Genomic DNA, 10,864 nt, shown 5'->3' on the forward strand with positions numbered 1-10,864 from the left:
ACGCATAAACGCTAGAACCATTGGAACTAGCCTGAAACTCTAGCATCTTTAGGCTCCCTTGAGAATGAAATGGCCCTGATAATCGATCTCGCCAACTTCATCTGGAATTCTCATCCTGACATCTTGAAATTTCAGTTTAGCCACTGATTGCTTTCCTTGGAATCCAATCTTTGCCAGATGCCCTTCTACATTTCTTTCAAACCACTGCCCAGCCTTGTTAGAAAGCTTGCTCACTGCTTTTTGGGTTTTATTATTATCCCATTCCGATGGAATATCTTTAAAGACCATTCCTTTGACTAGCATATTGAGAGATTCAATCGCCATCTTCTTGGAAAAAATTAAATGTTTTCCAGTAGAATGCGGAACCTCAAAGAAACCCCTCTTAAAAGCTCTATATTCTTGCCTAGGCTTCCAAATTTCTCGCCCTTCTGCCTCCATCTTTTGCTTAGTCAAAGAGAATCCTGATATTACGTCCCTTAAAATTTCTTTACTTGTTCCAGATACACGCGAAATCTCTCTTAAAACAGTATTTTTGTTTATGAATGGAATTGGAATATTTTTTGAATGAGGTTCAGCTAATCTGATAATCTCAGAAATGATCCCAATCATTTCTCTATAGCTAAGTCCAATCGTTTCTATGAAAGCATCTCCAATAATTTCATTTTGGACTGATATATTAAATATGCTTGCTTCGCTTGGGATAAATCTTTCACGATTCAAGCGATCATAAACAATTCTCTGATGCATCTGCTCACCTATTAAGATGCCGTCTTTAGTTACCTCGAATTCAAGATATAATTCTTGTCCTGGGGGCAGAATAACGAGTCTCGAATAATCAGGGAAAGTAGAAAAAGAAATGTCACTAAGTTGATAAATTTTAGCCATTTCTTCCGAGCAGATGATTATTTTCTCTGCTATGTAATATAATGAGCTTGGCCTTGCTTTTCTACCTTTATTCATCTCCTTAGTGCTGACAGCTATAACAACTTTTTCTGACAGATATTTTAGTGCTCTGCGAGATATAGGTCCTATTTCTCGCCATTTCTGTGTTTCATCGATGCTAAGCTCACCTTTTTTATGGAGTGACTCTATTTCTGAAGAAAGATCAAACAAGTAGAGTATAAATTCCAAAAAATCTAGTGACGAGACTTGTTGAATGTTTTGGTTTAGATAGTCAAGATAGAATTGAAATTGTGATTTTAGTATGAGATTAATTTCTTGGCTCTTTTTATATTCACCAGGTGGAAACTTGGCTCTCAGATTAGACTCAGCCGCATACCGAACTTCCCACTCCGCTAATGCACTAGGTCGTGCTAGTTTAATGTCGCGAAAAAATTCGAATTTCATGAAAAAAATCTATGCTAATTTTGGGCTAGCTCAATCGCACCACAGCTTCGTTATCTAACAGCGTATTCCCTGTCAGAATGTCTTCTACCGTGATGCGCAGCAGCCGATCGCGGTCTACCCGAAACAACACCCGCACCCGATCGCTGCCCGGAAACCCCGGCGGGTCTAGCTGCGCGATCGTGCGTGCCCCTTCCCGGTCATTTAGGGGCTGCACCGAGGGCGCGTCACCACCGAGCTGTTTGGTAACCAGGCGACCATTCTCAAAGTACACCTCGGTTTGGGTGCTAGCCGCCCCCAGTTCGCCAATGATTAGCTCGATGCTGGGCTGCTTTTCCACCGAGGCCCCCAGGGCAATTTCCACCGGCTGGGGCATCGGGTAGGGCTGGCCCTGGGGCAAAATTGGGTGCCAGCCGTGGCGGTTGTTACGCCGATCCCAAAAGCGAATGCCGTAGCTGTGGTAGAGAAAGTCTTCTACAGCAAGACCTTGAGCAATTTGTAGGGCACCCTGGGCCACGGCTTCAAAGGGGCGATCGCACCTTACCCGCTCAGCCCCAAACTGCTCGGTCACCCATCGCTGCACCGCCGGTATCTGCGCCGTGCCCCCCACCAGCAGCACTGCGTCGATCGCATCCTGGTCGACCCCCTGCCGCTGGCCCTGCTGGAGCACCTGATTCAGACCCTTGGTTAAGCGCTCAAAGAACTGGTTCTGGGCCAAAATTTCCTCGAACTGGTCGCGGGTCAGGGCCAGGTCGTAGGTGTCAAAGGTTTCGTCGTCAAAGTAGGCTTCGGCGGCCTCGGGTTGATCTGACAGGGCAATTTTCACTCGTTCTGCCAGGCGTTGGACTACCGCGCCGCCCGGAATGCCCTGGGTAGCAAAGTGCTCTACCAACCACTGGTCAATATCGGCCCCGCCCAGGTTTTCCCCGGCCTTAGCCAGCACCCTGGCCACCTCTGGCTTTTGGGCGCTGGTCTGGGTATCTCCCTGGCCGCGCCACTTGAGCAAAAAGCCCACGGGCTGTTTCTGTACCGGGGCCACCAGGCGCACCAGCGACCAGTCTAGGGTGCCGCCACCAAAGTCTAAGACCAAAAGGGTTTGCTCGCCGGTTAGCCCATAGCCCAGGGCGGCGGCGGTGGGTTCGTCGATCAGCCGCACCTCTTTGAAGTCTAGCGCGGTGGCCACATCCCCCAGCCACAGGCGGTAGGTTTCAAAGCTGTCTACTGGTACCGTTAGCACCAGGCTGTCATCATCGCCCGCAGCGGCGCGTACCTGGGTGAGCAGCGATCGCAAAAACCACTCCCCCAACTGCTCAAATGACAGGGTTTGCCCATCTATATCGGGTAAGAAGCCCTGTAATGCCGTGCCAATACCCCGCTTCACGTTGGCAAAAAAACGGGGGTCGCTGGTGATATCGAGACCGCGATCGCGCACCGCCTGGCCCACCACCACCCCGTCGGCCTGGGGCTGTTCGACATAGATCAAGCTGGGCACCAGCGGCACGGCCCCCAGGCTGAGGCTTACCCCTGGCAATCCCAGCGTTTCGGGGCTTTCTGTAACCGGGTTCCAGCGGGCTACGACCGTATTGCTGGTGCCAAAATCTATCGCGATCGCCATGAAGTTAGAAAAATAATCGAGCTGCTTGCCACCTTAATATTGATCGGCATAGAAAAACTGATCAAGCCCAAATACCCCAGTCATGCGGGGCGAAAGTTGGACTCTCCTTTCAGTTCCCCCAGCTTCTAGGCTCCCTAGCGATGAGTAATCGTCGTCAAACCTGCGCCAGAGCCCCATCGCCTCTCTCTATCGAGAATGGGTATCGCTCGGCAAGCTGGCCTTCGAGTCATCCTTGGCCTGTCGTCGCCTGGGCCAGGCATTGGCTAAAACCAGCCCCAGGGTAATCACCGTCAGCGGAATCACAAACAGCAGCATCACCAAGCTATATAGGTGTAGGGCATCGTGGTCTGCGGCCCGCAAAATTAAGTAGGTGGCGTAGGCCACGTAATAGCCGCTGAACAACAGCCCTTCCCACCGCGAAATTACATTGCCGGTGAGGAAAATTGGCAGGCAGGCCACCGCTACCGCCACCATAATCGGCAGATCAAAATGCAGCACGGCATTGGGAATGGGAATGCCCCCGTTCGACAACACCGAAGTCAACCCCAATACCGTCAAAATGTTAAAGATATTGCTGCCGACCACATTGCCCACGGCAATGTCTCCTTCGCCGCGAAAGGTCGCCACCGCCGAAGTCGCTAGCTCTGGCAGCGAGGTACCCGCCGCCACAATGGTCAGGCCAATCACCAACTGGCTCACCCCCAGCGATTCAGCAATACTCACTGCCCCCGATATAAATACCCGCGATCCTGTTACCAGCGTCACCAGCCCCACTGCGATATAGACCAGGTTAATAACCCAGGTCCAGCGCCCGATCGGAATAGCTCCATACTCACGGTCATACTCTGACTGCACCTCAGCATTCGTTTCCCGACGGCTCTGGTAGACCAAAAATAAGGTGTAGACGATGCCGCCAACAATCAAAATAATGCCGTCGCTGGGTTGCAGTTGACCATCGAGGCAAAACAACAGCAGCAGTCCTGAAATACCCACCATAATCGGTACATCCAGCTTAATCAGCTGCTGGGCCACCGGCAGTGGGGCCACTAGCGACGATAGCCCCAAAATCACCAACACGTTAAAAATATTGCTGCCAATCACGTTACCTAGGGCAATATCGGCCTGACCCGCCAGGCTAGACTGCACGCTCACCGCCATTTCTGGGGCGCTGGTGCCGTAGGCCACAATCGTCAGGCCAATGATCAGCGGCGAAATGCCCAGCAGTGCGGCCAGCTTAGACGCGCCTCGTACCAGGCTTTCAGCCCCCACTAGCAGCAGCCCTCCCCCAGCAATCAGCGACAGGATGGCAACAGTCATACTTGCAAGCCCACTCGGTAAACGCTCTACTAAAATGGCCCGACCAGCGGGAGAGTTTTTCCTCCGCAAACAAGGCCACACTCTAGTATGTCTGATTCTGATCCATCTCTGTTAAAAGCCTCTGCCCTGGCCCCTTGGCGTAGCCCTCTGGCCCGCGCCCTGCACCGCAACCGCAGTAAACCCTACAGCCGCTACTGCCAGCTGGCGACCGTCACCGCCGTCGGTCGCCCCGCCAACCGCACCGTGGTTTTTCGTGGCTGGCTGCCCGATACCAACACCTTCACCCTGGTCACCGATCGCCGCAGTGCCAAGGTCGCCGACATCGCCGCCCACCCTTGGGCCGAAGCCTGCTGGTACTTCACCCACACCCGCGAGCAGTTTCGCCTGGGTGGCCCTATCCAGGTCATCACTAGCGCCGATAGCGCCGATAGCAGTCTCGCTAGCATCCGCCAAACCGCCTGGGAAGGCCTCTCTGCCAACGCCCGCCAGCAGTTCTACTGGCCCCACCCGGCCCAGCCTCGCAGTGCTGAGGCTGATTTCCTCTCTCAATCTGGCGGTGAGACGGCTCCCAAAACCTTCTGCCTGGTGCTGCTGAGCCCGCAGCAGGTGGATCATTTAGAACTGCGCGGCAACCCCCAAAACCGCACCCGTTATACCCAGCCCAACGGCGATGACTGGCTAGTGACCGCCGTCAATCCGTAATGGGTGTCGAGATAGTTCAAATGTATTATTAACTGGCGATGATCATTCAAGTGTAGGTTCATTTTGGGGGCCGTACTGTGATAGAGACCATCGGATGTATCACAGCATTAACAAATAAGATGTCTTCTGATATTGTTGGTTCTCGTCTGCTTTAATAATTTCGCCAACAAATTTAAATTTTGCTTAAGAGGTGAGGGAAAATGGCTAATCAACAGGCTCGAAATCGTGCCGTAAACTCCGCAGGGGGTTTCATGAGAGATTTCCAGGAATTTCTTATGCGGGGTAACGTGGTCGATCTAGCGGTCGCCGTCATCATTGGTGGTGCCTTTGGGGCGGTGGTGACCTCATTTATTGAGGATTTGCTGACCCCTATTATTCTGAGTCCAGCTCTCAAGGCAGCCGGGGCTGAAGATATTGCCAGCCTTTCTGTCAACGGCATTAAATATGGGCTATTTCTTTCGGCAATTATCAACTTTATCGTTATTTCCTTTGTCCTGTTTTTAGTCATTCGCGCCTTTGAAAAGGCTAAACGACATAAAGACGTCGAGGTGGCGGATGAACCAGCCGACCCAACTATTGAAGAAAAGCTCAACGATACCCTGACCCAATTGACCGAAGTGATGAACCGAAAACTCTAGGGGAGAGTTTCTGGTTCAGGAATAGACAGCTCCAATCGCGGCGAGTGCCACAGCAGGCCCATCCAAACTGGGCTGAGGCGGCACCCAATGGAAAAGACTACCGGCTAACCTCGCCCAGTTAACGCCAAGGCAACGCCAAGGCAACGCCAAGCCCAAAGGGCATCAAGCCCCTCAGCCCAGGGTTCTGCCAAGGATTTAGGTGGTTGACCCAAGCGTCCATAAAATTGCCTCTTAACGCTGCTGATTAGCGGCCTCCTGATGTGGCTACAGGTCCCAAGCAAAAAGCGTAGCGCTAGCGCATGAACCTACCCAGCTATTCCCGCTAGTATTTGAGCAGGATTTTGGGCCGAGCGGGGAAAACCACAATGAGCGACACCTTAGACTTTGCGGCGATTTCCCCCACAGCCTACGCCGAGGTTCTGGGACGAGCACACACGATGGATCTGGGTATCCGGGAGCTGTGGCCTCGTATGCCTCGACTAGCTGGTCTCGCCTACACCGTAAACTGCCCCGCTGGCGATAACCTGATGCTGCACACCGCCATTTACCGGGCCACCCCTGGCTCGGTGATTGTGGTGCAGGCAGGGGATATCGACTACGCCATGGCCGGGGGCAATGTCTGTGCGATCGCACAGAAACGCGGCATCGCGGGCTTTGTTATCGATGGCGTCATTCGCGATATTGCCGAAGTGCGCCAGGCCCAGTTTCCGGTGTTTGCCCGTGGGTTGATGCCAGTTCCGGGCAAAAAGGCCCAGCTGGGGCAGCTAAATCAGCCAATTGTCTGCGGCGGCGTGCGGGTCAGCCCTGGGGATATGGTGGTGGCCGATGAAGAAGGCATTGTCGTGATTCCATCGGCGCAGCAGGCGGCGGTTTGGCAGAGGGCTAAACAGCGCAGTGACCGCGATGCTTCCCAGTCGCTGGCTGACTGGGAAGCCAATCACCGCGCCAAGATAGAGCAAGCCCTGCAAACCCTGGGTTTTGTAGAAGAAGGATAGCGCCCCACAAAAGTTGATGTCTTTAAGATTGCCGACGAGAGCCCCCCGACCTGAGCGGCCTGGCGGATCTGACTGTGGGGCAGATCGACCCCAAAACCCTTGAGTCGGCACTAGTCGTACAGACGGCAGCGACTGAAATCGATCTGCGGCCCGGTTGAGCAATGCACTAGACTCCGCCCTGCCTCTAGAGCGGCGTGGTTAGTCGCATAGGTTTCGCCGTCGGTGAGGGCAGACAACTCGGGAGTAATCACCCAGCAGCGATAGCCTGTGCTGAGTCCCGCAACGGCTACCACCCAATCGGTAAACGCGATGAGTTCAACTAGAGTCTGCTTTGCCATGCCCTTGACCCTCCTAGAATGTGGAGGCGTAACCTAATTTATCGTTGGATATTGACCAGAACCGGAGAAACTACCTATTGCGATTTAGGACAAGTGTACTAAACTAGTTCACTAAAGGCAACTGTTGAGGGATGCAGGGGTCTTGTCCTACTGTACTGAGGCAACTATGGCGGCGAAGAAAGGCAAAGATCAGACCGAAAAAGAGAAGGCCCTAACCACGGTGCTGGGTCAGATCGAGCGCAACTTTGGGAAAGGCTCAATTATGCGCCTGGGCGATGCGGCCCGCATGAAAGTAGAAACTATCCCCACTGGGGCACTGACCCTCGACCTGGCCCTGGGGGGTGGTCTGCCCAAGGGGCGAGTGATCGAAATCTACGGCCCTGAAAGCTCGGGTAAAACCACCGTCGCCCTCCACGCCATCGCCGAAGTGCAAAAAATGGGCGGCGTAGCGGCCTTTGTGGATGCAGAACACGCCCTCGACCCGGTCTATGCCGCCGCCCTCGGAGTCAATGTAGAAGAGCTGCTGGTGTCCCAGCCCGACACCGGGGAAATGGGGCTGGAGGTGGTAGATCAGCTGGTGCGATCGTCGGCCATTGACGTGGTGGTGATCGACTCGGTGGCCGCTCTAGTACCCCGGGCTGAGATCGAAGGTGAAATGGGCGATGCCCACGTGGGCCTCCAGGCGCGCCTGATGAGCCAGGCCCTGCGAAAAATTACCGGCAGCATTGGCAAGTCGCACTGTACAGTCATCTTCTTAAATCAGCTGCGCCAAAAGATCGGGATATCCTACGGCAACCCAGAGGTAACAACTGGGGGCAATGCACTTAAGTTTTACGCGTCGGTGCGCCTCGATATTCGCCGTATTCAAACCCTGAAGAAAGGCACCGAAGAATACGGTATTCGCGCCAAGGTGAAGGTGGCCAAAAACAAGGTCGCGCCCCCCTTCCGCATTGGAGAATTTGACATTCTCTTTGGCCACGGCATTTCGACCATGGGCTGTTTGGTAGATCTGGCCGAACAGCACGACGTGATCACCCGCAAGGGAGCCTGGTACAGCTACGAAGGCGACAACATTGGCCAGGGGCGAGACAACACCGTGCAGCGGCTGCTCGAAGATACCGAGTTTGCCCAAAAGGTTGAGGCCCAGGTGCGGGAGAAGCTAGAACTCAGCGGCGGCGTTGCCAACGCAGCGGCGGTTGAGATTGAGGTTGAGGACGAAGACTACCCGGATGAGGATGAATAATTCTAGCCCCAGGCTTTATACCCAATTCGAACCGCATCCTCCCGCTTCCATAAAGACCAAATTGTAGGGGCGTTAGTGTTATAGGTCTGCTTGACCCAGCTGACGGTTGGCTGCTTACCCTTGAATGTGAGGGTTTCTGCCAAGCCCATGGCCGTCTCGACCGAGTCTAATCGGCAGCCTCGCCAGCGCTTTTGAACTCCCGACGGTGAGCCAGAGGTCATTGGTCTGAGGTGGAAACATGCCAACTGGTGTGAGTGTGTCTGCGGGCGTCACGTCAGGGTCAGCGACTCAGATGGCGGCCCACAGACAGTCGGGCTAAATTGCTCAGGCGCTGGGTAAAGTCTTCTGCCTGTGGCTTGTTTCTTTGTGGGCTGCAATTTGTGCTTGCGATCTCTGCGGTGAATCTGACGCACCTGTGAGGATGGCTCAGCCTGTGCGTCCTGGGTAGGTCGCTTCTCTTCACAAGTTCCTCAAGTTGTTGATCTACAAAGCTAATGGGATCGATGCCCGACTCTCTAGAGTCTGTGCTTTAACGACAATCCCAAATTTGCCCAGTTTTTAGTCGAGCAGGGCATCGACTCGATTAGCCTCAACCCCGACTCTGTGATCAAAACCACCCCGGCGGTGGCCGCGATGGAACAACACCTTACCGACGCTTCAGGAGGTCTCTCCCATGTTTAAACATATTTTGGTGGCAATCGATCAATCAGCCACTAGCCGCCACGCCTTTGACGCCGCCCTAGACCTGGCCCAGGCGCTGGGTGCTCAGCTCACGCTGGTTCATACCCTAGATCGCTATGACTCCGATAGCCCTCAGCAACCCTACCTCGCCGCTAACAGCTACTCCATGGAACTCGATGAGCTCTTGCGAAAAGACTACGAGTACAAATGGGGTGAGTTCGTCAACCACTACGAGTCACTGCTCAAGCAACACCAGGAAGTCGCCGAGGCCATTGGTGTGCGAGCCAGTTGTCTACAGCCCTACGGTCGTCCGGGGCCAGCCATTTGCACCGTTGCTCGAAACGCTCAGGCTGATTTGATTGTTGTCGGTAGCCATGGCCGTCATGGCCTGGGCGAAATGTTTTTAGGCAGTGTGAGTAACTTCGTCATGCACCATGCCCCTTGCCCAGTGCTGGTGCTTCATCCTGACGACCAACGCCACCCAACGCCCCTAAGGGAGCGCTCAGAACTTAGCAAAACTGCCCTGTCTGCATTCACGTCTTAATTCACCGAGGAAATTATTATGTTCAGCAAAATTCTCGTTGCGCTTGACCATGGCGAGACCTGCGCTCCTCTATTTCAACAAGCCATCACCCTAGCTCAGACGACAGGTGCAACGCTAATGCTGCTCAGTGTTTTAGAGCCCGGTGGTGACGGTAGCCTAACGATGCCGCCCTACTATGGGTATCCGATGCCGCTCGGGGTAGACGATACGGTCTGGCTGGATCTCCACCGCGAAGCCAAAGCCAGAGGGCTGACAATGCTTCGAGCCTTTACCGACCAGGCCACAACAGCAGGGGTACCCACAGAATTTACCCAAGCTGCCGGCAGCCCGGGGCGGGCGATCTGTACCTTAGCCAAAACCTGGGAAGCCGATTTGATTCTGGTTGGGAGTCACGGGCGCAAGGGGCTCAGTGAATTGTTTCTCGGCAGTGTTAGCAGCTATGTGATGCACCACGCGCCGTGCTCGGTGATGGTCGTCGATGCGCCAACCCTGGCTAAGGCGACCACTGAAACGGCCCATTTAGCGATGGCAAAAGGATAAGGATAATGAGCCGTACCGCGATCGCCCCTGAGACCAGCCGCGCAGCCAGCGACAAGCGACAGCGGCTACTAGAGACCGCCATGAAGCGCCACCAGTATCGGCCTGATGCCCTGATCGAGGTGCTGCATACGGCCCAGGAACTGTATGGCTATCTAGAGCCTGAGCTACTGCGGCACGTGGCCCATAGCCTGCGGTTGCCCCCTAGCCAGGTCTATGGCGTAGCTACCTTTTATCACTTTTTCTCCCTAGAGCCCAAGGGCGCTCACACCTGCGTGGTCTGCATGGGGACGGCCTGCTACGTCAAAGGGGCGGCGCAGCTGCTCAGCAGCCTAGAGCAGGAAACCGGCGTCCAGGCGGGAGACACCAGCCCCGATCGCCAGTTTTCCCTGATCACCGCTCGCTGCCTGGGTGCCTGCGGCATTGCCCCAGCGGTGGTGTTCGATGACCAACTCGAAGGCCGCCAAACTCCCGAGATTGTCTGCGATCGCCTCCAAACCTGCCTATCTGCCCCCGCCTGAGCCATGACCCAGCCAGCTCTTCGCCAGCTCTCAACCCAACCCTGTCGCATTCGCTGCTGCACCGTCGGCGGCTGCCTCTCTGCCAATAGTCTGGCGGTTAAGGAACAGCTCGAAACCGCTGTCATCGCCGCCGACCTTGACGATCAAATCACCATCGCTGGCGTCGGCTGCATGGGACTGTGCAGTCAAGGGCCTCTAGTCCAGGTCGATCCCTCCGGTGAGCTCTACGCCCAGGTTACTCCTGACCAGGCGGCTCAGATTGTTGCCGGAGTAGGGAGTAGGGGGCAGGGAGTAGGGAGTAGGGGACAGGGAATAGGGAATAGGGAGCAGGGAATAGGGAATAGGGAGCAGGGAATAGGGAGTAGGGGACAGGGAATAGGGAATAGAGA

Annotated in this window: 13 protein-coding genes; 8 read left to right on the forward strand and 5 right to left on the reverse strand. The window is 54.6% G+C overall.

What is annotated here, in order from left to right; translation table 11 throughout:
• Positions 1 to 48 precede the first annotated feature (48 nt).
• The 3 genes from IQ254_RS26190 to IQ254_RS26200 all read right to left on the reverse strand — a co-directional run bounded on the left by IQ254_RS26190 (position 49) and on the right by IQ254_RS26200 (position 4,276).
• Positions 49 to 1,347: a hypothetical protein gene (locus tag IQ254_RS26190; RefSeq protein ID WP_193969100.1), complete on the reverse strand. Its 1,299-nt coding sequence runs from the start codon at positions 1,345 to 1,347 to the stop codon at positions 49 to 51.
• Positions 1,348 to 1,372: 25 nt separating this feature from the next.
• Positions 1,373 to 2,959, reverse strand: a complete 1,587-nt coding sequence (locus IQ254_RS26195; protein ID WP_193969101.1) for an Hsp70 family protein — start codon at positions 2,957 to 2,959, stop codon at positions 1,373 to 1,375.
• Between the two features lie 186 nt (positions 2,960 to 3,145).
• Positions 3,146 to 4,276, reverse strand: coding sequence for a calcium/sodium antiporter (locus tag IQ254_RS26200; protein ID WP_193969102.1), 1,131 nt, complete (start codon positions 4,274 to 4,276; stop codon positions 3,146 to 3,148).
• Between the two features lie 87 nt (positions 4,277 to 4,363).
• Between IQ254_RS26200 and IQ254_RS26205 the strand changes: the two genes are divergently transcribed.
• From IQ254_RS26205 to IQ254_RS26215, 3 genes are all read left to right on the forward strand, one after another.
• Positions 4,364 to 4,978 carry an Npun_F5749 family FMN-dependent PPOX-type flavoprotein gene (locus tag IQ254_RS26205; RefSeq protein ID WP_193969103.1) on the forward strand — a complete coding sequence of 205 codons (615 nt, stop codon included), beginning with the start codon at positions 4,364 to 4,366 and terminating at the stop codon, positions 4,976 to 4,978.
• A 200-nt stretch (positions 4,979 to 5,178) separates the two neighbouring features.
• Positions 5,179 to 5,616, forward strand: coding sequence for a large conductance mechanosensitive channel protein MscL (gene mscL, locus IQ254_RS26210; protein WP_228041110.1), 438 nt, complete (start codon positions 5,179 to 5,181; stop codon positions 5,614 to 5,616).
• Between the two features lie 365 nt (positions 5,617 to 5,981).
• Positions 5,982 to 6,611: an RraA family protein gene (locus IQ254_RS26215; protein WP_193969104.1), complete on the forward strand. Its 630-nt coding sequence runs from the start codon at positions 5,982 to 5,984 to the stop codon at positions 6,609 to 6,611.
• A 110-nt stretch (positions 6,612 to 6,721) separates the two neighbouring features.
• Here the strand turns inward: IQ254_RS26215 and IQ254_RS26220 are convergent, their stop codons facing one another.
• A complete protein-coding gene (locus IQ254_RS26220) occupies positions 6,722 to 6,949 on the reverse strand; it encodes a hypothetical protein (RefSeq protein ID WP_193969105.1) in 228 nt (75 codons plus the stop codon).
• A gap of 166 nt (positions 6,950 to 7,115) precedes the next feature.
• Between IQ254_RS26220 and recA the strand changes: the two genes are divergently transcribed.
• On the forward strand, positions 7,116 to 8,192 hold the full coding sequence (gene recA / locus IQ254_RS26225; RefSeq protein WP_193969112.1) for a recombinase RecA: 1,077 nt from the start codon (positions 7,116 to 7,118) through the stop codon (positions 8,190 to 8,192).
• Between the two features lie 2 nt (positions 8,193 to 8,194).
• Here recA and IQ254_RS26230 read toward each other — a convergent pair whose 3' ends face one another.
• Complete coding sequence (locus IQ254_RS26230; protein WP_193969106.1) at positions 8,195 to 8,413, reverse strand: hypothetical protein; 219 nt, start codon at positions 8,411 to 8,413, stop codon at positions 8,195 to 8,197.
• 452 nt (positions 8,414 to 8,865) lie between these two features.
• On the opposite strand from IQ254_RS26230, the gene IQ254_RS26235 reads away from it, so the two are divergent.
• The 4 genes from IQ254_RS26235 to IQ254_RS26250 all read left to right on the forward strand — a co-directional run.
• The gene (locus IQ254_RS26235; RefSeq protein WP_193969107.1) at positions 8,866 to 9,417 is read left to right on the forward strand and encodes a universal stress protein; all 552 of its coding nucleotides are present in this window, start codon (positions 8,866 to 8,868) and stop codon (positions 9,415 to 9,417) included.
• Positions 9,418 to 9,435: 18 nt separating this feature from the next.
• Positions 9,436 to 9,957, forward strand: coding sequence for a universal stress protein (locus IQ254_RS26240; RefSeq protein WP_193969108.1), 522 nt, complete (start codon positions 9,436 to 9,438; stop codon positions 9,955 to 9,957).
• 5 nt (positions 9,958 to 9,962) lie between these two features.
• The gene (gene hoxE / locus IQ254_RS26245; RefSeq protein ID WP_193969109.1) at positions 9,963 to 10,475 is read left to right on the forward strand and encodes a bidirectional hydrogenase complex protein HoxE; all 513 of its coding nucleotides are present in this window, start codon (positions 9,963 to 9,965) and stop codon (positions 10,473 to 10,475) included.
• A gap of 3 nt (positions 10,476 to 10,478) precedes the next feature.
• The coding region (locus IQ254_RS26250) for a ferredoxin (protein ID WP_193969110.1) at positions 10,479 to 10,864 on the forward strand (386 nt) is incomplete at its 3' end.

It is taken from the genome of Nodosilinea sp. LEGE 07088 (assembly GCF_015207395.1).
In the GTDB taxonomy this organism is placed as follows: domain Bacteria; phylum Cyanobacteriota; class Cyanobacteriia; order Phormidesmidales; family Phormidesmidaceae; genus Nodosilinea.